Here is a 22,761-nt window from a genome sequence, read left to right as displayed (position 1 = left end):
TCTAATGCTTTTTTTTGCTTAGAGAACTGTAATCGTAGTCTTACGTTCCCCAAAATCAGTACCAATTTTGGTACGGAGGCTTCAAACTGGTTAAAATACTTTGAAACTTTTAATTTTTTTGTAGGTGCAAAGCCCTATTTTGATTGATTTTAAAACCTATAGAAACCATAAGCTTCAAAGCCAGGTCTTAAGAAAGCTCGTAAAGCTTCACAATTCTCAAAACGTTAATATACATTGTATATCAATGCTCGAGGCACATTACTGTTATTCAGTAATGTGTTTTTTTATTGGTTCGAATTTTATTGGAACGCATGATCAAAACCTTTTAGTTGAAACTGGTGGTTCGATTTAGACCTCTGCACACTAATAATTTGTTATTAGGAGAATTCGTATGAGATATAAATTTTGTCCGCAATGCGGAACGAAATTAATTAGCAAAGATGCCGGTGATGACGGCAAGGTACCATTTTGTGCTAGCTGTGAACGTCTGTGGTTTCCGACATTTTCAGATTGTGTGATTGTTTTAGTGGCGAATGAATTTGATGAAATTGTATTGGCGAAAATGCCTTACTTATCACATCAATATGCTTCGTTAATTTCAGGATATATGCAACCTGGAGAAACCGCGGAAACCGCAGCCAAAAGAGAAGTGGCGGAAGAATTGGGAATTGTTTTAAAAGGTGTTACTTATACGGGAACGTATTGGTTTGATAAGACCGAAACGCTCATACATGGTTTCATTGGCAAGACGAAGAAGTGTGAGTTACGGCTTTCAAAAGAACTCGCTTCGGCTGAATGGATTGCCTCAAGCGATGCGCCACAATATATGTTTCCTGACAGTCCAGAAAATGCCGCGTTGGCCGTATATAAAAAATATATTTATCAACACACTGATGCTCAAAGAGTTTAGATATTAGCGAATAACAAGTTCAAAACCTTAATTAGTTTTTGTCTTGAACTCAAAAAAATGGTCTGAAAAATCAGAATACGATTTTTCGGACCATTTTTCTACGAATTATTATGGGACTTGCGTTTGTGGTAGGTGAGAAACAGTAAAGTGACGCTTAATAATGTTATGGAGACGCCAACCGTCATGCCTAACAGACCTGTACTGTTATTGATGTTTGGGCTGTGTTGTGAGGATAATAGTGCCAATTGAGTCAACACAATTGCCACTGCACCATCTGCCAAACTGATGACTTTAAGCAGTAATAATGAGCCTTGTCTAAATTTCCGAACTCTCACGAAACCGATTCTGAAAATAGCTTGCCTTGAAGTCCAGACTAAGGTTTATACTGAGTTTGAAGTTATTTTTTATTGAAAGGAAATGGACTGCCGAATCAATTTACTTTACGTCGATTCGGTCGTTCTGGGTAAGATATCTATGAAATCTGTAATTTTTGAAAAAGCTGGGTTAGTCACTGTTCAAGAGGTTGATAAACCAAGTCTACTAGCTGACGATGATGTGATCATCAAAGTTGTTCGCGCAAGTGTCTGTGGCTCTGATCTTTGGGCTTATGCGCATGGTGACAATAAAGAACCACATTCTGTTAATGATGGTCACGAAGCCATTGGGATCGTTGAGGAAGTTGGTTCTGCCATTACAACGGTAAAACCCGGCGACTTTGTTATTGCGCCATTCACTCACGGTTGCGGCGAATGTGATGCCTGTCTTGCAGGCTTTGATGGCACTTGTGACCGTCACAAAGGCGCGACTAACTGGTCTAACGGTTTCCAGTCCGAATATATTCGTTTCCAGTATGCTAATTGGGCTTTGATCAAGATTCCTGGGCAACCAACTGACTATACAGAAGGCATGATCAAGTCACTTACGACCTTAGCCGATGTGATGCCAACTGGTTATCATGCAGCGCGTTGTGCCAATGTTCAAAGAGGCGATAAAGTCGTTGTGATCGGTGATGGCGCGGTTGGACAGTGTGCCGTTATTGCAGCAAAATTACGTGGTGCTTCACAAATTGTACTCATGAGTCGGCACGAAGGTCGTCAACAACTGGCACTCCAGTCAGGTGCTACCGCAATTGTGGCTGAACGTGGTGAAGAAGGTATCGCTAAAGTTCGAGAAATCCTCGGCGGTGGCGCAGATGCTGCACTCGAATGTGTGGGTACAGAATCCGCAATCGATCAAGCGCTCGGAGTACTTCATAACGGTGGTCGTATTGGTTATGTAGGTGTACCACACTACAATAACCATGCCATGGGCTCAACTTTTGCACAAAACATTGCAGTCGCCGGTGGTTCTGCTTCTGTAACAACTTACGACAAACAATTCTTGCTAAAAGCAGTTCTTGATGGCAATATTAATCCTGGTCGCGTCTTTACGGAGGCTTACCGCTTGAACGATATTAACCAAGCATACCAAGACATGCAAAATCGCAAAACGATCAAATCACTCGTTGTTGTCGCTGACTAATTTGCGGTATTGAATTGAAATATTTAGAAAACATCTATTTGATGAAGTCGATAAATTTGGGCTCATATTAATAGTGTTTGTTAAACTGAAGCTAGAATAGCTATAGGACATCATAAACCCTCTTCTCGATTTAGGCTGCCGATTAAATCGGTACAGGAGAAGGATATGATGTCCTATTTATTTCGACAAATAAAACGGATTGTTCGTCATATCTGCGTTGTTTCTAAGCACGATCTCCGTGAATTCACCAATTTTCTCAAATTTTTTTAATCAAAGTACTTGCCCTAGAGTCCACACCAGGGTTTACAATGAACCTATCTTAAATAGATCGGTAGAGGTGGGACGTCATGAATATTGAAGGTGTGGCCAAAAAATTCGATTTAACTCGTGATACGTTGCGGTATTGGGAGCGCATCGAATTATTGCCGGCAATTCCGCGCAATCAGAGTGGTTATCGCGAGTACGGCGAACGAGATCTGAATTGGGTATTTTATATCAAGGCGTTACGTAAAGCTGGAATGTCGATCGAGGCCTTGGTTGAGTTTGTTAAATTATATCGCGATGGCAATCAAAATATTGCGGCTCGCAAATCATTGTTAGTCGATCAACGACAGGAATTATTGAATAAGGTTAATGATATTCAAAAAACGGTCAAGTACTTAAGCTTCAAGATCGATCATTTTGAAGATCATACATTAAATTATGAAAACGAAAAATTAGCATACGATCAGGAGGATGATCAAATTTGAATTTATTAATTTTAGCAGCAAATGGCCAAATTGCTCGCATTGTTGAACAGCGGATTTTAAACGAGTCTGAGTTTGCAGATGTCAAGATGACTTTGGTTCTGAGCAATAGTCAGCGACTCAGTCAACTCGGCGCTGATCCCCGCGTGACGATCGTGGAGGGGGACATTGCGGATGCTTCGGTACTTGCTCAGGTAATGCCTGGACAAGACATGGTTTATGTGGCCGTTGTTGACCACGGGCGCGACAATGCCATCACCAAGAACGCGATCACTGCGATGCAAGCCAATGGGGTCAAACGAATTGTTTCGACGAGTATACTAGGGCTTTATAATGAAGTTCCCGGTGAATTCGGTCGTTGGAATTTAGCCATGGTTAAGAGTGGTCTGCAAGCTGCCATAGACGCCGATCAATTGTTGACAGATTCGGGCTTGAATTACACGACTTTACGTTTGCCTTGGCTAAATGATCGCGATGAAGTTAAATATACGGTCACCAAAAAAGATGAAACTTACGTCGGCGTTTCTGGTTCTCGTCAAAGTATTGCGGATGTCGTGCTTAAAATTGTGGCTGATCCCAACTATGGCGCTAACGATAGCTTAGGCATTGCTGATCCAGCTACCCAAGGTCAGGATCGTCCAGTTTATTAAATTCGCCAGAATTAAAAGAGAATCATTTAAGTAGAAACGAGGAAATAGGATGCCAGAAAATCAGCAAAGTTTAATTATTTATTTTTCATTATCCGGAACGACCAAAACAGCAGCTGAAAAAATTCAGGCTGCAACAGGTGCCGACCTGGTTCGGATCGAAGCGACGAAGGCTTATCCTGCGGGTTACGATAATTATATTAAAGTTGCGCAGCAAGAATTGGACGACCAGATTCATCCGGCCATCAGCACGCAACTCCCAGATCTGGATCAGTATGATCGAATTTTCGTGGGCTTTCCAACTTGGTCGCAGCAGCCACCAATGATTATCCATACGTTGTTCGAACAAGCCAACTTTGCTGGCAAAACGATCATTCCTTTTACCACCAGCATGAGCACCGCCATGGCAGATTCCGTGCCTTATCTTCAAAAAATGGCACAGGCAGCACACGCTAAGTTAGGAAGCGGTTGGCGCTATGAAAATAATCAGCAGTCACTCGATCATTTTCTTCAGCAAAATAATTTTTAAATTTAACGCAATTAATTTTAAAAAACTACTTGCTATGGAGTGCACACGATGGTTTAGAATGAATTTGTAAGTTGATCAAAAATAAATCAATAAGGAGATCTTAAATATGACAGTTCCAACTTTTAAATTAAATAATGGTGTTGAAATTCCTGCCGTTGGCTTCGGCGTGTTCCAAATTGAAAATGGGGGTACCAAACAAGCAGTGCTCGATGCAATCGACGCCGGTTATCGGCTGATCGATACAGCACAAGCCTATGGTAACGAAGCCGAAGTCGGCGAAGCCATTAAAGAATCCGGCGTTGACCGCAAAGATTTATTTGTCACAACTAAAGTTTGGGTCAGCGACACGGGTTATGACGCCACTAAGAAAGAATTCCAAGCAGCCCTCGAGCGCTTGCAATTAGATTATCTGGATCTATTCTTGATCCACCAACCTTATGGTGATGTCTATGGGTCATGGCGCGCGATGGAAGAATTACAAAAAGCCGGCAAGGTTCGCGCCGTCGGTATTTCTAATTTTAACGCCGATCGTTTCGTCGACTTGAACTTGCATAATGAAGTGACTCCACAAGTCAATCAAATCGAGATCAATCCTTGGAATCAACAAGTCGATGAACTAGCTTGGCATACTAAGTTAGGTATTCAGCCAGAAGCTTGGGCACCATTTGCGCAAGGCAAGCAGGGCTTGTTCACTAATGAAGTCCTTAGTAAAATTGGACAAGCACACAACAAGGGTGTTGGTCAGGTTGTCTTGCGTTGGTTATATCAACGTGGTATTGTCAGCCTCGCTAAGTCGGTGCACAAGGAACGGATGCAAGAGAACATTAACATCTTTGATTTTGAATTGAGCGATGCTGAGATGGCTCAAATTACAGCATTAGATATGAAAGAATCAGCCTTCTTTGATCACCGTGATCCCCAAATGGTTGAACGTTTAGGTGGCGGACAATAGGTTTTCAAAAAATAACTCCAGGTTTGGGGTTATTTTTTTCTGGTTTTTTTAATGCAGGTTATTTTTTACTGTGTTTGGCTTCCCAGCTCCTGAAATATCAGCTTAATTATGATAAAATGGTCTGTAATGAAAAGGGGTAAGTCATGCGAATTGTTTTTATTGGTGATGTCATGGGGCCGATCGGTCAACAAATGTTGGGTGATTATTTGCCGAAGATCAAGGCGAAGTTTCGGCCGCAATTAACGATCGTTAACGGCGAGAATATTGCCAACGGTAAGGGAATTACACGTGCGTTGTACAAGATGATCTTGAGTTCTGGCGCCGATGTGGTGACCATGGGCAATCATACCTTCGATAAGGATGAGATTTATGATTTCATTGACGAGGCGAGCAAGTTGATCCGCCCAGCCAATTATCCGAAAAATGTGACGCCTGGTAAAGGTTATGTGCTGATCAAAGTGAATCAGGCAACGGTTGGTGTGATCAACTTGCAAGGTCGGGTTTTTCTCGACAGCATTGATGATCCCTTTGCAAAATTTGAAGAAATATATACTGAAATCAAAGACAAATGTGATGCGATTTTCGTGGATTTCCACGCGGAAACAACTAGTGAGAAGATTGCGTTCAGTTGGTATGTCGATGGTCGTGTTTCCGCTGTGATCGGGACGCATACTCATGTGCAAACAAACGATGCCCGGATCTTACCAGGAGGCACCGCTTATTTAACCGACGCTGGCATGACGGGTCCTTATAATGAAATTCTCGGGATGACCAAGGAAAAAGTCATCGAACGCTTTTTACTTCATCGTCCGGTTCGTTTCGAAACGCCTGCTGAAGGCCCCGGTCAAATCAATGGTTGTGTGATTGATTTGAACGATCAGACCGGTAAAACAAGTCATATTGAATTGATCAGTATTTCTCCGGATCATCCTTTCATAGATTAGGAGTCGGTTATTTTATGCCACAAACAACTAAAGATACCCCAATGATGCAGCAATACTTGGCAATCAAGAAAGATTATCAAGATGCTTTTTTGTTTTACCGTATTGGTGATTTTTATGAATTATTCAATGATGACGCCATTAAGGGCTCACAAATATTAGAACTAACTTTAACCGCACGTAATAAGAGTGCCCAAGATCCAATTCCGATGTGTGGTGTGCCACATCACGCTGCGCAAAATTATATCGATATTTTGATCGATAAGGGTTATAAAGTGGCAATCTGCGAACAAGTCGAAGATCCGAAACTCGCCCAGGGCATGGTCAAGCGTGAAGTGATCCAATTGATCACACCAGGAACGATGATGGATCAGAATGCCACCACCGCTAAACAAAACAATTATTTAACCGCATTGACTCGGTTTGATGCCATTTATGCGTTGGCTTATTCGGATTTAACGACGGGTGAAGTGCGCACGACCACACTGCACACGTTCAACGAAGTAGTCAATGAAGTCCTTAATTTGAATACCAAAGAAGTTGTGGTGGATGAGAAAGTTTCGTCTGAAGAACGCCAACAACTCCAGACTTTAGGATTGATGATCTCTGAGAATAAAAAAATCAGCGATTCCAGTGAATTCCATTTTGTTGCGCAAAAAACAAAACGGCCAGGTGAACTGGCGGTTTTAAAAATATTGGTCAATTATTTGTTGAGCACACAAAAACGATCATTGAGCCATTTACAACAGGCGGAGTCATATGAGATCGACCAATATTTGCGAATGAATCACAGCGCCAAATCGAATTTGGAACTTTTCGAATCGTTGCGCACGGGTAAACGTGAAGGCACGTTACTCTGGTTATTAGATAAGACGAAAACAGCGATGGGCGGTCGCTTGCTGAAGCAGTGGTTGAATCGGCCACTATTAAACGAAGCCCAATTGAATCAGCGCCAAGAAGTTGTGGCGACTTTGATCGATCATTATTTCGAGCGGGTCACTTTACAACAGGCTTTACAAAAAGTTTATGATTTGGAACGGTTGGCTGGTCGGATTGCTTTTGGCAGTGCGAATGGTCGCGACTTGATTCAATTATTTAATTCGCTGAGTCAAATTCCGACGATCAAGTCGGTTTTGCAAGGCTTACCAGAACCAACGTTGCAGAAAATCGGCCGCGATTTAGATGAGTTAGCCGATATTCGCGACTTGATCGATGCTGCAATCAACGAAGAAACGCCAGTGTCGATCACCGACGGTAATGTGATCAAGACGGGATTTAACGCGCAACTCGATCAATACCGCTCGGCAATGACGGACGGTCAAAGTTGGCTGGCGCAAATGGAAGCCGATGAACGCAAAGCCACCGGGATTTCGACGCTTAAAGTTGGCTATAATCGTGTTTTCGGTTATTATATTGAAGTTACCAATGCTAATAAAAAGTTAGTGCCAACCGATCGCTATCAACGTAAGCAAACGCTGACTAACGCCGAACGTTACATTACGCCTGAATTGAAGGATCGCGAATCGTTAATTTTACAGGCGCGTGAGAAGTCGACCGAACTCGAATATCAATTATTTGTCGAGGTTCGTGATCAGATCAAGGATCAAACCGGTCGGATTCAGGATTTGGCGAAACAAATTGCCACCTTGGATGTCTTGCAAGGATTCGCGGTGTTGAGTGAGGCGGGGCGTTATGTTCGACCGGAACTCTCGACGAAGAGTCAGGATATCGAACTCATCAATGGTCGTCATCCGGTCGTCGAGAAAGTTTTACCCGCCAATACTTATATTCCCAATTCGGTGATCATGAAAGCCGATACGAACATTTTGTTGATCACGGGACCAAATATGTCTGGTAAGAGTACTTATATGCGTCAACTGGGCTTGATCGTGATCATGGCGCAAGTGGGCTGTTTCGTGCCCGCTGAAAGTGCAAAATTGCCGATTTTTGATCAGATCTTTACTCGCATCGGTGCCGCGGATGATTTGATTTCCGGCGAAAGTACCTTCATGGTGGAAATGAAAGAGGCTAATGATGCTTTGCTCAACGGAACGAGTCACAGTTTGTTGCTATTCGACGAGTTGGGGCGCGGGACGGCGACTTATGACGGGATTGCCTTGGCAGATGCCATCATCGAATATATTCATGATCATCTGGGTGCCAAGACGCTTTTTTCCACCCATTATCATGAATTGACCCAATTATCAGAACGCTTAGAGAAATTAGAAAATGTTCACGTTGGCGCAACGGAAGAAAACGGCAAGCTGATTTTTCTACATCAAGTCTTGCCTGGACCTGCCGACAAATCTTATGGGATCCACGTCGCTAAATTGGCCGGATTACCGAGCCAAGTCACGAAACACGCCGCTCAAGTTTTGCATGTTCTGGAGGCGGATGGCAATGAATTGGTTAATGAAGATTTACCGCTAACGGAACAATTGCCGTTATTTACAATTGCAGATAAACCAGCTCCCGAAAAACAAGCACCACCACAAATACCAACAGAAGTGCAAACGTTGATCGATCAAATCAAAACGACTAATTTATTGCAGCTAACACCGATCGACGCCATGAATTTGATCAATGAGTGGCAAAAATCACTTAATTGATCCTGGAGGCCACAATGGGAAAAATTCATCAATTATCAGAATTATTAAGTAACCAAATCGCGGCTGGGGAAGTCATTGAACGACCAGCTTCTGTCGTTAAAGAATTGGTCGAAAATGCCGTCGATGCTGGGGCGACCAAGATTCAAATTTTCCTCAAAGATTCCGGCTTGACCGAGATCCAAGTAATCGATAACGGTTCGGGGTTTGCACCAGACGATTTAGAGATTGCTTTTTTAAGACATACCACCAGCAAGATCTCCTCTCGGGAAGATCTTTTTCGCGTCCACTCACTGGGATTTCGTGGAGAAGCCTTAGCAAGTATCGCCGCCGTTGCGCATGTTGATCTGAAGACCAGCATCGGTGAACCAGAAAGCGGTCGAGAATTGCAGATTTCCGAAGCGGATGCCGAAATCACGAAGGCTTCCCATCCCAAGGGTAGCACGCTGACGGTTAAGGATTTATTCTATAATACGCCAGCGCGTTTGAAATATTTGAAGTCCTTGTCGACCGAATTGTCTCACGTCGCGGATATCGTTAACCGCATCGCCTTGAGTTATCCCGCGGTTTCACTCACGTTAGTCAATGATGGCAATCAAATGTTGAACACTGTCGGCAATGATAAGTTATTACAGACAATTGCCGGTATTTACGATATTAAATTGGCTAAAGAATTGTTGCCGATCGAAGGCGAAGACCTTGATTTTAAAATTTCAGGGTATATTTCTCGTCCAGCAGTGACTCGTGCAAGTAAAAATTATCTTTCTTTCCTGATCAATGGGCGTTACATTCGTAATTTTCAATTGAATAAGGCTTTGATCGAAGGTTATGGTTCGAAGTTAATGGTCGGCCGTTATCCAGTGGCCATTATCGATATCACCATGGATCCATTGTTAGTCGATGTGAACGTGCATCCCACCAAGCGAGAAGTGCGCTTGAGTAAAGAACCAGAATTAATGAAGCTATTGACCTCGATTGTGCGGGACACGCTTGGTAAAGAAAACCTAATTCCAGATGCCATGGAAAATTTAAAGAGCCATCAGACGCCGGTTGATCTCGATCAGCTTAACTTAAATTTGGAACAGGCCAGTGCGCACCAACGTGAACAATATCAAAGTTCACAGACACCACAAGTTTCCGAAAGTTTACCGACTTATGTCACACCGCAATCACAAACTAGACGACCGGGATCCGAACCTGTTCCCGATGTCGCGGCATCTGAATCGATTTTTACAGATGAAAGCAAGTTGTCGAACTGGGATCAGTGGCTCGATTCTGATCAACATCCCCGTGCGTTTACGGCGGACTCAGCCCAAATTGCAGACGCCAAGGCACAAACCGAGTTAGACACGAATTCAAATGTGGCGACTAAAGGGCCGCGTTTTCCCGAATTACGTTATGTGGGGCAAGTTCACGGTACCTTCTTGATTGCCGAGAGTGAAGATGGTTTTTATATTCTTGACCAGCACGCTGCTCAGGAGCGGGTCAAATATGAATATTATCGAGTTGAAATTGGTAAAGTTGGCCAAGATCAACAAAATCTATTGGTGCCGATCGTCTTGAATTACTCAGCATCAGATTTCGTCCAAATCAAAGCACACCTAGATTTGTTGGCCGATATTGGCTTACATCTTGAGGTATTTGGTGAGAATAGTTTTATCGTCCATACGCATCCGACTTGGTTCGAGGCTGGTCAGGAAGAAGACACGATTGAAGAAATGATCGATTATTTCTTAGCGGATGGGCGAATCTCAGTTGCCAAGTTCCGCGAAAAAACGGCGATCATGATGAGCTGCAAGCGTTCGATCAAGGCTAATCATCATATGGAAGCCAGTCAGGCACAGCAATTATTAGTCGATCTGGCTCAGGCGGAGAATCCATTTAATTGTCCTCATGGCCGGCCGGTGTTGGTGCATTTTAGTGATCAGGAATTGGGTAAGATGTTTAAACGCATTCAAGATCCGCATCAGCATTGGGATGGAGAATAGCACTGGAAAACTAATCTGGAAGGCTTTGTTTACGTGAGGTAGGATTTAGTTTGGTTCCGTCATAACGCTCCAGAAAAATGTTGCGCCTCGCTGTGGGGATGACTTTTAAAGTTTCCAACTGATTCATGAAGGCTTATTATGCGTGCGGTAATATTTAGTTTGGTTCCGTCATAACACTCCAGAAAAAATCACTGCTCACTCTGGGGATGACTTCAAGCCTTTTGAAAACCGCAAAAGTCTTGAAGATCACCCTCGTTCTAGTGGGACTTTAGATAAGTTGGAAACTATTATGGTGATCAACTATTCTGAGTTGCTTTAAAAATTAAATTAAGTCCCACAAGAACGATTTCACAGTGATCAGTAATTTTTTCTTCCGCGTTCTGACTCATCTCGGCAGTTTTTTAGTGCTGACTCTAGTCAACGGCTAGTCCTGTGCGACTAATTTGTACCGCAACCGGTTTTTGTAGAGGACGAAAGGCGGACTTGATCATCGTTCAGATTTTTTTGAAAAACTATTCTGAGTAAAGACACAATGTCCATCAAGTTTGAGGAACCCTGTTATTCAGATCCTAGCCTAAACGAAATAAGTTTAGGCAGAAGTTGCGTAAGAAAATAGTGGGATTGCAGTGGTAATTTTGTTAATGAGCGGTCTTTGCGAATTTACAAAATGGGAAAATGTGAGATCCGGCGGTTTTCCGGAGCTCACATTTTAGGCGGAAGAATTTCCGGTTTTTGGAAATCCTGCAGCCGTCCCCACAGCAATTTCCCACTATTTTCTGGAGCAACTTCTGCCGCAGGTAGATCAGGTCTCACGCAATTTGAGAAAAGCCTAATACCATGCTACAATGTTTCATTGAGACAAACACAAAAAGAAGCGGCAATGAATGCCTTTGCCTATATTAAGAAATCATTTAAATGTTAGTCAGCACACGCAAAATTTTTGATCCTGACCACAGTCATGAAAGAGGAATTTTATGTACGAATATATGAGCGGTGTTGTCACCATCGTCAAGCCCACGTTTATCGTCTTAGAAGTCAACGGCATCGGCTATAAACTATTAGTCGGGAATCCTTACGCATTTAAAGTCGATGAATCGGTCACAATTTACGTTGAGCAAGTGATCCGCGACACGGAACAAGTTTTATACGGCTTTAGCAATGAAGCCGAAAAAGCCTTGTTTGATCAATTGACTAGCGTTGCCGGTATCGGTCCTAAGAGTGGCTTGGCGATTTTGGCAGCGAATGATCATGACGGTTTAACGATCGCCATTGCCAACGGGGACGTTAAATTCCTGACCAAGTTTCCAGGCGTCGGCAAAAAAACCGCGCAACAAATTATTCTGGATCTGAAAGATAAAATTGTGCTTTCTGACACGCAAAAATCAACGTCACCTGCAGCAGACGATACGGGTGTACATGATGAGAATTTCACGGATGGCTTAGCGGCTTTAGCAGCGCTTGGTTATTCGGTCAAAGAATTGGATCGTATCACGCCCAAATTAGAAAAGTTAGAACTGAACGGTCCCGACGAATATGTGCGGGCCGGTTTAAAATTATTGAGTCACTAGTATAATAGAACATGAAGTTATCAATGAATGAACGGAGGTGTCTAACTGATGGCAGATGATGAACGTATTTTAAGTGATCAGCCGATAGATGAAAACGAGAACGTGATCGAAAAGTCGTTGCGTCCTCATCTTCTCAAGGAATATATTGGTCAAGATAAAATCAAAACCGAGTTGCAGGTCTATATCAAGGCGGCTAAGCAACGTGAAGAAGCGATGGATCATGTGCTTTTATTTGGCCCACCCGGTTTAGGAAAAACGACGTTAGCTTTTGTGATTGCTAATGAATTAGGCGTTAATATTCGCACGACTGCTGGTCCAGCCATTGAGAAGTCTGGCGATTTATTATCCGTTTTGAGTGAGTTACAGGCGGGTGACGTGCTTTTTATCGATGAGATCCATCGGCTTCCACGAGCCGTCGAAGAAACGCTCTACTCGGCTATGGAGGACTTTTACGTTGATATCATCGTTGGCCAAGGACCGACTGCCCATCCCGTTCATTTTCCATTACCACCGTTTACGTTGATCGGCGCCACGACGCGAGCCGGATTATTGTCGGCACCATTGCGCGATCGGTTCGGAATTTTAGCGTCATTGAATTATTATGAATACAAAGATCTGCAAGAAATCGTGCAGCGTTCGGCGGATGTTTTGCAAACCCACATTACGCCTGAAGCAGCCATGGAAGTTGCGTTGCGAGCGCGGGGGACGCCGCGTGTGGCTAACCGCTTGTTGAAACGGGTGCGTGATTTCGCCGAAGTTTCCGACCAAGAAGTGATCGACGAAACACTCGCTGCAAAGGCGTTGACCCAATTGCGCGTCGATCGTTCCGGCTTAGATCAAGTCGATCGCCGCTTATTAAAGATGATGATCGACTTATATGATGGCGGTCCAGTCGGGCTGAACACCATTGCCGTTAATATTGGCGAAGATGTTGAAACCGTCGAAACCATGTATGAACCATTTTTATTGCAGAACGGCTTCTTGAAACGAACGAGTCGTGGCCGCATGGTGACACCCAAAGCCTATCAACACCTAGGCTTAGCAATGCCTGAACAAAAATAGTACTCAAAAGAGGGAAAAAGATGTTAACCACTGAAGATTTTGATTATGATCTACCACAAGAATTGATCGCCCAAACCCCAATTGAAAAGCGTGATAGCTCGCGTTTACTCGTTCTCGATCACAAGACCGGTGAAATGGCAGACAAACATTTCTACGATATTATTGATCAGTTGCACGCCGGCGATGCGGTCGTAATGAACGATAGCCGCGTCATGCCCGCACGTTTATATGGCGTCAAAGCCGATACTGGTGGCCACGAAGAGGTTTTATTGCTGCGGAACACAGTCGATGATGAGTGGGAAACTTTAATGAAGCCTGCCCGCCATGCACACGTTGGTACCAAGGTTGTTTTCGGTGATGGTGAGTTGACGGCGACGGTCACGAAAATTTTAGATCACGGTGGTCGCATGATCAAATTCGATTACGATGGGATTTTCCTAGAAATTCTTGAGAGTTTAGGCGAAACACCATTACCACCATATATTAAAGAAAAGTTGGACGATCCTGAACGTTATCAAACGGTTTATTCGAAAGAACTCGGATCGGCTGCTGCACCTACAGCTGGCTTGCACTGGACCAAGGAATTACTGAAAAAAGTTGAAGACAAGGGTGTCAAGTTAGTTTATCTGACTTTACACGTTGGTTTAGGGACTTTCCGGCCAGTTTCAGAAGATAATATTGAAGACCATAAGATGCACAGCGAATTTTATCAATTCAGTCAAGAAGCTGCCGATACACTTAACGAAGTTCACCGTAATGGTGGCGGCATTGTCGCAACTGGGACTACTTCGATCCGGACTTTGGAAACTGTCGCCACGAAATTTGATGGTGAGCTCAAGGCCGATAGTGGTTGGACCGATATTTTCATCAAGCCTGGCTACGAATGGAAGGCCGTCGATGCTTTCATCACCAATTTCCATTTACCAAAATCAACGTTAGTCATGCTGGTTGCATCGTTTACCGGCCGCGAAACAATTTTAAATGCTTATGAGCATGCCATCAAAGAACGTTATCGCTTCTTCAGTTTCGGCGATGCCATGTTTATTAAATAACGCGAGTTTGAAAGAGGATAATTAATGACAAGTCCGATTCAGTATCATTTAATCAAAAAAGAAAAACATACGGGCGCACGTTTGGGTGAGTTGATCACGCCACACGGCACTTTTCCAACGCCGATGTTTATGCCCGTTGGTACTCAAGCCTCGGTAAAATCTTTGGCACCAGAAGAACTAGATGAGATGGGCGCCGGCATGATTCTAGCCAACACTTATCATCTTTGGTTGCGTCCCGGCCAAGATATTGTTAAAGAAGCCGGTGGCCTGCACAAGTTTATGAATTGGCCTAAGGGAATTTTGACGGATTCAGGTGGTTTCCAAGTCTTTTCGCTGGCCAAGATTCGTGATATTACCGAAGAAGGCGTGCATTTCCGCAGTCATTTGAATGGTGAAAAGCTGTTTTTGACCCCAGAAAAAGCAATCGGGATCGAAAATGACCTTGGCCCGGATATTATGATGAGCTTCGACGAGTGTCCACCGTATTATGAGAGTTACGATTATGTGAAGAAATCGGTCGAACGGACTTCACGTTGGGCGGAGCGGGGACTTAGAGCTCATCAGAATCCAGATACGCAAGGTTTATTTGGTATCGTTCAGGGTGCTGGTTTCAAAGATTTGCGTAAGCAAAGTGCGGCGGATCTAACCGCAATGGATTTCCCCGGTTATTCGATCGGTGGACTTTCTGTCGGTGAATCAAAACCAGAAATGAATGAAATGTTAGAATTCACGACACCATTGTTGCCAGAAAACAAACCTCGTTACTTAATGGGGGTTGGTTCCGCCGATTCTCTGATCGACGGCGTGATTCGCGGCATCGATATGTTCGATTGCGTTTTACCAACGCGAATCGCCCGCAATGGTACCTGTATGACTTCACATGGTCGCTTGGTGGTCAAGAATGCCCAATATGCGCATGATTTTGGTCCGATCGATGATAATTGCAATTGCTACACGTGTCGTAATTATTCTCGTGCCTATGTTCGTCATTTGATCAAGGCCGACGAAACGTTTGGGTTGCGTTTAACTTCATATCATAATTTGTATTTCTTGCAGAATGTGATGAAACAAGTACGTCAAGCCATCATGGACGACAATTTACTCGATTTTCGTGCCGAATTTTTCGAAAACTACGGCTTTAACGATGTAAACGCTAAGAATTTTTAAAAACTGACTGGAAGTTTGCTTGTAGTTTTGGTAAGGTATAGTTAACAAAATTTATTAAAAAACTGATGAGGTGTAGAATTGAACAATTTATTATTAGCAGCTGCAGCAACTGGTTCAGGTGCCGGCGGTAGTTTCTCTTTCTTGATCATTATTGTGATCATGTTTGCGGTTATGTATTTCACGATGATCCGTCCTGGTAAGAAGCAACAAAATCAACGTCAACAAATGTTGGGTGGCATGAAGCAAGGCGATTCGATCGTCACGATCGGTGGCTTACATGGTGTGATCGACACGATCAACGTGGATGAAGGCACTGTTGTTGTCGACGCTGATGGCATTTTATTAACTTTCAACCGGACAGCGATCCGCGACGTTAAACCTGGCACGGGTGTTGCTTCAAGTACCACGACTGAAGAAATCACCGGCAGTCACAGCGTTGAAGATGAGACAACAGTTAGCGAAGAACCAGCTGTTGATCCCGATCAATCAGAAGATAAAGACTCTGATCAATAAATTTCAATACGCAGTAATTAGAACGAGCCATAAAATGGGGCTCGTTTTTTTATTGCCTAAAACACTGCAATGATAACGTTTTCGAACTAATTTTAAATTTCCGTGAAAAAATTCACGGAAAGGGGTTTACAAATGATTCGAAATAGGGTAATATAATTCTTGTGAAATGGATAACGAAAATGTGAAAACCCGAGGAGGATCCATCATGTTAAAAACAGAACCTAAAACAAACGAAGTTGAAGTTATGATCGACGAATTAGTTGTCAAGGCAAATAAAGCGCTTGATATTCTAGAAGGTTTTGACCAAGAAAAAATCGACCACATTGTTCATCAGATGGCAATTGCGGGTCTAAATGACCATATGAAATTAGCAAAAATGGCCGTAGAAGAAACTGGCCGTGGCGTTTATGAAGATAAAGCCGTTAAAAACATGTTCGCTACCGAAGAAATTTGGCACGCCATCAAAGATGACAAAACTGTCGGGATCATCGAACGCGATGAAGACCATAAATTAGTTAAAATTGCTGAACCTCTCGGCGTTTTAGCAGGGGTTACACCTGTTACGAACCCAACTTCAACGACGATGTTCAAGGCGCTGATCGCCATCAAGACGCGTAATCCAATCATCTTTGCTTTCCACCCCGGCGCACAGAAGAGTTCTGCTGCAGCTTTGGATTCATTACGAGTTGCTGCTGAAGAAGCTGGCTTGCCTGCAGGTGCGTTGAGCTATGTTCCAGTACCAAGCATCGACGCAACTACAAAATTAATGAACCACCCTGGTGTGGCTTCTGTTTTAGCAACAGGTGGCCCTGGCATGGTTAAATCTGCTTATTCAACTGGTAAACCAGCACTTGGCGTTGGCCCTGGTAATGTGCCCGCATACGTTGAAAAATCCGCTAATATCAAACAAGCTGTCAATGATGTGTTACTTTCAAAGGCATTCGATAACGGGATGGTTTGTGCTTCTGAACAAGCAATCATCGTTGATCAAGATATTTACAAGGAAGTCACTGCCGAATTAAAGGCACAACATGCTTACATCGCGACTAAAGACGAAGTTAAACGCTTGTCAGACGTTGTGATCGACAAAGACAAACACGCTGTTAATGGTAAAATCGTTGGTCATTCTGCCGTCGAAATTGCCGGTTTAGCTGGGATCAAAGTTCCTGCAGAAACAACCGTCCTCATTGCACCGATCGATGGTGTGGGCGACGAATATCCACTTTCTCGTGAAAAATTGTCTCCAGTTTTAGCCATGATCAAGTCTAAGAATCATGAAGATGGCTTCGCACTTTGCCAAGCAATGTTGGAATTAGGTGGCAAGGGTCACTCCGCTGCCATCCATACCACGGATGAAGATTTAAGCATCGACTTCGGTATTGCAATGCACGCATCACGGATCTTAGTGAACCAACCGACAACTGTTGGTGGTATCGGTGATTTGTACAACAACTTATTGCCATCATTAACATTAGGCTGTGGTTCATACGGACACAACTCGGTTTCTCATAACGTGGGAACTTTCGATCTCTTAAACATCAAGACAGTTGCGATGCGTCGTAACAACATGCAATGGGTTAAATTGCCTTCCAAAATTTACTTCGAAAAAAACTCAGTGAACTATCTGGAAAAGATGGAGGGTTTGAAGCGGGTTTTTATCGTAGGTGATCAAGGCATGTCAAAACTGGGCTATGTCAAGAAAGTTGAAGAAACTTTGAATCGCCGTGATGAGTCAGTTGTTTACCAAACTTTCGTCGACGTTGAACCTGATCCATCATCAAACACAGTTTACAAAGGTGCCGAAATGATGCGCTCATTCAAACCTGACACGATCATCGCAGTCGGTGGTGGTTCAGTTATGGATGCTGCTAAGGGCATGTGGTTATTCTATACAGCTCCAGACGCGTCATTCTGGGGAGCTAAACAGAAGTTCTTGGATATCCGTAAACGGACATACAAATTCCCTAACTTAGACAAAGTTAAACTGGTCTGCATTCCCACAACTTCTGGTACCGGTTCAGAAGTAACACCATTCGCCGTTATTACTGATAGCGAAAGTGGCATCAAATATCCTTTAGCCGATTATGCTTTGACACCAAATGTGGCCATCGTTGATAGTCAATTTATCGAAACAGTTCCTAAGACAGTTGTTGCTGACTCAGGTCTCGATGTTTTGTGCCACGCCATTGAAAGTTATGTTTCAACGATGGCTTCACATTATACACGTGGCCTAAGTTTACAAGCGGCTAAATTAGTCTTTGAAAACTTGAAGAAGAGCTGGGATGGCGACAAAGAAGCGCGTGCAAACATGCATGATGCTTCGACTATGGCTGGGATGGCGTTTGCCAATGCCTTGCTAGGGATCAACCACTCAATTGCCCACAAACTTGGTGGCGAGTATCACTTGCCTCACGGACGTGTGATCACGATCACGATGCCACATGTCATCAAATATAACTCACTCGTTCCGACTAAACGGCAGATTTGGGCTAAGTACAGTTACTTCCGTGCCGATGAAGACTATGCTGAAATTGCGCGCTACGTTGGCTTGAAAGGGAACACGACCGAAGAATTAGTCGATGCCCTGATCAAAGCAATCGTTGATTTAGCTGAGAGTGTTGGCATCAAGATGTCATTACGCGAACAAGGAATCAGCAAACAACAAGTGACTGAAGCTGCTGGACGTTTAGCAGAATTAGCTTACGAAGATAACTGCACGATCACGAACCCTAAGGAACCATTGATCGCAGATATGCAACAAATGATTTTAGACGAATACGAAGGACCCGTTTCAAGTTTCTCTAAGAAATAAATTCCGCACAGAAAAAGTCGAGCGCATGCTGGGCTTTTTTTGTCGTCAGTGAGGGAAATTGTTTAATGTTTAGGGTAGAGTAGTGTAAAATAGAAATGATAGATATCTCTTAAGAAAAGGTTCGGTTAACTTATGGTTAAAGAAAATAATGTCTTATTTGTAATTTTTGGTGGTTCGGGCGATTTAGCACACCGTAAACTTTATCCAGCCCTCTTTCAACTTTATTTAAAAGGATTTTTGAACGAACACTTCGCCGTCATCGGCACAGCACGGCGGCCTTGGACGCATGATTTCTTCCGCCAAGGTGTCTTGGAAAACTTAGACGAAGGCACGAATGAGCAGCAACAAGAATTTGCCGGTCACTTTTATTATCAATCTCATGATGTCAAAGATTCAGATCATTACGTCGCTTTGAAAAAAGTGATCGATCAACTAGACGAAAAATATCAATTAAACGGGAATCGCTTGTTCTATATGGCGATGGCACCCGCGCTCTTTGGCACGATCGCGCAACATTTGAAGTCGGAAAACTTGTTGAGCAATGAAGGGTATAATCGTTTGATCATTGAAAAGCCGTTCGGACATGACTACCCGTCCGCATTGGCTTTGAATCAGGCAATCGTTGATACTTTTGACCGCAATCAAGTCTTTCGTATCGATCATTATCTTGGTAAGGAAATGGTTCAGAATATTCCGTATTTGCGCTTTGGCAATCCATTCTTAACCTCTGTTTGGAATAAGGATTACATCGACAACGTGCAGATCACTTTGGCAGAATCACTGGGCGTTGAAGAACGTGCCGGTTATTACGAAACGGCTGGTGCCTTGCGTGACATGGTGCAGAATCACATCATGCAGATCATTGCCATGTTAACTTTCCCCAAGCCAGAACAATATACGGATGATGAGATTAACCAAGCAAAGAGCAAAGTTTTTGCTAGTCTACCTGTTTATTCGGAAACTGATGTGGCCGAGAAGTTTGTCCGTGGCCAATATGATGAAAATGCAGATGGTTCACAGAAAGCCTATCGTCATGAAGACAAAATCGATCCCAAGTCCAACGTTGAAACGTTTGTGGCTGGCGAAATCGATTTGAACTTACCCGAATGGCAAGGCATTCCATTTTATGTACGGACAGGGAAACGGTTAGCAGCTAAAAATACGTGCATTGATATTGTGTTCAAGTCCGATGTAGCTAACTTGTTCAGTGATCAGAAACTGGAAAATCCAGTTTTGACCATCGAAGTTCAACCCGAATCCGGCGTCTTACTGACCGTTAATGGCAAGAAAATCGGCACGAGTAACGTTGTAGAAACTCACCAATTGACTGACCTGTTGGATGATGACCAACAGAAACAGGTTCCCGATGCCTATGAGCGGTTATTATTAGAGGCAATTCTGGGCAAGCAAGGCAATTTCGCCCAATGGGAAGGTATGGCCGGTTCATGGCACTTCGTTGATGCGATTCGCGACGCTTGGGCAAAAGATTCGCAACCAGATTTTCCTAATTATCAATCTGGCACAATGGGACCCAAAGCTGCGGATGCCTTGCTGGCAAAAACAGGTCGTCATTGGATCTATCAAGGTAAATAATTTAAGTGAATGACTGATTATATTTTGAAGCTGTGAGCTCGAACTACACAAATGTGGTCGAGTCCATGGCTTTTTTCAGGGAGGGATGTTTCGATGGCAGAATGGCTGGAAATTCCATTACAATATCATACCGAGCGCAAAATTATCCATGTCGACATGGATGCTTTTTATGCGTCGGTCGAAATCCGCGAACATCCTGAACTTAAAACGCGTGCGGTGGTGATCTCGGCGGATCCGCGCGAAAATCACGGACACGGCGTTGTTACCACCGCTAATTATGTGGCTCGGCAATATGGCGTCCATTCGGCGATGCCCGCGGCCCAGGCCTTGAAGCTGATTCCCAGAGATAAAGTTGTCTTTGTCCCACCACATTTTGAATTGTATCGCAGCGTTTCGGCGCAGATCCACCAGATTTTTCATCAGGTGACGGATATAATTGAACCGATTTCGCTAGATGAAGCTTTCCTAGATGTGACTGAGAACAAATGGCACGAAACAAACACCATCAAAATTGCCATGCGGATCCAGCAACAAATTATTCAAACGACGCACTTAACTTGTTCGCTAGGGATTTCGTATAATAAATTTCTTGCTAAAGTTGCCTCTGATCACAACAAACCAGTGGGACGCACGATTATTCGTCCAGAACAGGCCCAGGCTTTCTTGCAAGATTTACCGATCGATAAATTCTTTGGCGTCGGCAAGAAAACCCAAGAAGTTTTACACGAGATGCAAGTCTATACAGGCGGGGATTTGTTGAAGATCCCGCAAATGGAACTGATCGCGAAATTCAACAAAATGGGTTTCGTGATGTACAAACACGCGCGTGGTGTCGATGACAGCCCTGTGCAGGAGCGACGTGAGCGCCGATCGATCGGCAAAGAGCGGACTTATAATCCGCCGATCGAAGTCAACGAGCGTGTTGAACGAGAACTGCGCACGATCAGCGAGCAAGTTGCGGCAGCGTTAGCGAAGCAGCAGATGCATGGGCGCGTCATCGTGCTTAAAATGCGCAACAGTTTATTCGAAACCACCACGAAACGGCAGTCGTTTGATCAATATGTGGTCAGTGCGGAACAAATTTTCCAAATTGCTTGGCAATTGTGGCTGACGCATGGAAATCTGAGTAATGGCATTCGATTGTTGGGGATAACGGTGACAGAATTGGATCCGCGCTCGTTTGAGAATATTGATTTGCCTTTGTTTGAATGATTCTTAAAAAATTATCTACCTTCGGTCGAAAGTGCTGGGGCCGGCAGTACGTTGGCTTGTGGGACCGCTCTCCGCTTTTCCAAGTGCGGGAAAAGCTCCGAGCTTCGATTTGAGCTTTTGCAAAGACCGCAAAATCTCGAATCAATCCACCATGTAAGGCGGGCAAAAACGGCCCGCCAACATGGTTGTCACTGCCATGACTGCCTGCCCCAGCACTTTCGACCTAAACTTAATTTGTTTAGCTTAGGAAATGAATAACAGGGTTCCTGGAAGTTGATTTACAATGTAGCCGTTACTCTGAATTACAAAATAAAAAATGTGATGAATTTCAAATCTGAGCAAAATAACATACGACCAATTTTAAAATAGGTGCAAGATACAGTCAAAAAGCTATTGTTACAGCTTTTCAGACTAATCTGCGCCTATTTTTATATTTGTCGTGTGTCTAGATTGCCGATTTTCATTTTGCGCGTTAGAAATTTAGAAAGATAAATTAAATACGTGACGTTAAACATATCGAGCTCTTCCGAATAGAATAGGCGAAATTTATGGTGGGAACTGGGACTGCAGTGATATTTCTGTTAATGAGCGATCTTTGCGAATTTACAGAAAGGGGAAATATGAGCTCTTCCCGATTTTGGAAGAGCTCATATTTCAGGCGGAAAACTTTTGGCGAATTTCCAAAAGCTTGGAGCCGTCCCCACAGCAGCTTCCCAGCTCCCACCACAAATTTCGCCGGAACCAAACAAAATATTCCCAATCAAAGCCCCGACTTTCCCGTCACAAATTTTATAAGTTTTCCGTGGCATTTCTGCTACAAAGACTGTATACTAAATGTATAAATTAATTTGCTATGGTAATGGGAATTTTGTGGCCGACTAATCAACCTAGAACCGATACAAAGCCTAGATAACCCAAGATTTCGGCGCAGCCAATCGTTGA

General features: G+C 43.5%; 17 protein-coding genes. All 17 read left to right on the top strand.

Features of this window, described 5'->3' with window-relative positions; genetic code table 11:
• Positions 1 to 391 precede the first annotated feature (391 nt).
• The 17 genes from EKM67_RS03585 to dinB all read left to right on the top strand — a co-directional run bounded on the left by EKM67_RS03585 (position 392) and on the right by dinB (position 21,819).
• On the top strand, positions 392 to 910 hold the full coding sequence (locus EKM67_RS03585) for an NAD(+) diphosphatase (protein WP_125577387.1): 519 nt from the start codon (positions 392 to 394) through the stop codon (positions 908 to 910).
• 474 nt (positions 911 to 1,384) lie between these two features.
• Positions 1,385 to 2,431: a zinc-binding dehydrogenase gene (locus EKM67_RS03580; protein WP_125577386.1), complete on the top strand. Its 1,047-nt coding sequence runs from the start codon at positions 1,385 to 1,387 to the stop codon at positions 2,429 to 2,431.
• A 347-nt stretch (positions 2,432 to 2,778) separates the two neighbouring features.
• Positions 2,779 to 3,180, top strand: a complete 402-nt coding sequence (locus EKM67_RS03575; protein ID WP_125577383.1) for a MerR family transcriptional regulator — start codon at positions 2,779 to 2,781, stop codon at positions 3,178 to 3,180.
• Positions 3,177 to 3,827 carry an NAD(P)H-binding protein gene (locus tag EKM67_RS03570; RefSeq protein WP_125577381.1) on the top strand — a complete coding sequence of 217 codons (651 nt, stop codon included), beginning with the start codon at positions 3,177 to 3,179 and terminating at the stop codon, positions 3,825 to 3,827. Before EKM67_RS03575 ends, EKM67_RS03570 begins: the two co-directional genes overlap by 4 nt.
• Before the next feature lie 49 nt (positions 3,828 to 3,876).
• Positions 3,877 to 4,353, top strand: a complete 477-nt coding sequence (locus EKM67_RS03565; RefSeq protein WP_125577377.1) for a flavodoxin — start codon at positions 3,877 to 3,879, stop codon at positions 4,351 to 4,353.
• A gap of 106 nt (positions 4,354 to 4,459) precedes the next feature.
• Entirely contained in the window at positions 4,460 to 5,305 is an 846-nt protein-coding gene (locus EKM67_RS03560; RefSeq protein WP_125577375.1) for an aldo/keto reductase, read from the top strand.
• A 143-nt stretch (positions 5,306 to 5,448) separates the two neighbouring features.
• On the top strand, positions 5,449 to 6,249 hold the full coding sequence (locus EKM67_RS03555; RefSeq protein WP_125577374.1) for a TIGR00282 family metallophosphoesterase: 801 nt from the start codon (positions 5,449 to 5,451) through the stop codon (positions 6,247 to 6,249).
• Between the two features lie 14 nt (positions 6,250 to 6,263).
• On the top strand, positions 6,264 to 8,855 hold the full coding sequence (gene mutS / locus EKM67_RS03550; protein ID WP_125577371.1) for a DNA mismatch repair protein MutS: 2,592 nt from the start codon (positions 6,264 to 6,266) through the stop codon (positions 8,853 to 8,855).
• 14 nt (positions 8,856 to 8,869) lie between these two features.
• Positions 8,870 to 10,840 (top strand): DNA mismatch repair endonuclease MutL, encoded by a 1,971-nt coding sequence (gene mutL / locus EKM67_RS03545; protein ID WP_125577369.1) that lies wholly within the window; start codon positions 8,870 to 8,872, stop codon positions 10,838 to 10,840.
• Between the two features lie 974 nt (positions 10,841 to 11,814).
• Entirely contained in the window at positions 11,815 to 12,408 is a 594-nt protein-coding gene (ruvA, locus tag EKM67_RS03540; protein WP_125577367.1) for a Holliday junction branch migration protein RuvA, read from the top strand.
• 48 nt (positions 12,409 to 12,456) lie between these two features.
• A complete protein-coding gene (gene ruvB / locus EKM67_RS03535; RefSeq protein WP_125577365.1) occupies positions 12,457 to 13,470 on the top strand; it encodes a Holliday junction branch migration DNA helicase RuvB in 1,014 nt (337 codons plus the stop codon).
• Positions 13,471 to 13,490: 20 nt separating this feature from the next.
• Positions 13,491 to 14,522: a tRNA preQ1(34) S-adenosylmethionine ribosyltransferase-isomerase QueA gene (queA, locus tag EKM67_RS03530; protein WP_125577363.1), complete on the top strand. Its 1,032-nt coding sequence runs from the start codon at positions 13,491 to 13,493 to the stop codon at positions 14,520 to 14,522.
• 24 nt (positions 14,523 to 14,546) lie between these two features.
• A complete protein-coding gene (gene tgt, locus EKM67_RS03525) occupies positions 14,547 to 15,689 on the top strand; it encodes a tRNA guanosine(34) transglycosylase Tgt (RefSeq protein WP_125577361.1) in 1,143 nt (380 codons plus the stop codon).
• Positions 15,690 to 15,767: 78 nt separating this feature from the next.
• Positions 15,768 to 16,202: a preprotein translocase subunit YajC gene (yajC, locus tag EKM67_RS03520; RefSeq protein ID WP_225417299.1), complete on the top strand. Its 435-nt coding sequence runs from the start codon at positions 15,768 to 15,770 to the stop codon at positions 16,200 to 16,202.
• Positions 16,203 to 16,407: 205 nt separating this feature from the next.
• Positions 16,408 to 19,014, top strand: coding sequence for a bifunctional acetaldehyde-CoA/alcohol dehydrogenase (gene adhE, locus EKM67_RS03515; RefSeq protein ID WP_125577359.1), 2,607 nt, complete (start codon positions 16,408 to 16,410; stop codon positions 19,012 to 19,014).
• Between the two features lie 132 nt (positions 19,015 to 19,146).
• Positions 19,147 to 20,607 (top strand): glucose-6-phosphate dehydrogenase, encoded by a 1,461-nt coding sequence (zwf, locus tag EKM67_RS03510; protein WP_125577357.1) that lies wholly within the window; start codon positions 19,147 to 19,149, stop codon positions 20,605 to 20,607.
• A gap of 93 nt (positions 20,608 to 20,700) precedes the next feature.
• A complete protein-coding gene (gene dinB / locus EKM67_RS03505) occupies positions 20,701 to 21,819 on the top strand; it encodes a DNA polymerase IV (RefSeq protein ID WP_125577355.1) in 1,119 nt (372 codons plus the stop codon).
• Positions 21,820 to 22,761: the final 942 nt, after the last annotated feature.

The sequence above is a fragment of the Lapidilactobacillus mulanensis genome (genome assembly GCF_003946215.1).
GTDB classification, from domain to species: Bacteria; Bacillota; Bacilli; order Lactobacillales; family Lactobacillaceae; genus Lapidilactobacillus; species Lapidilactobacillus mulanensis.
This window is presented reverse-complemented; position numbering and strand designations above follow the sequence as displayed.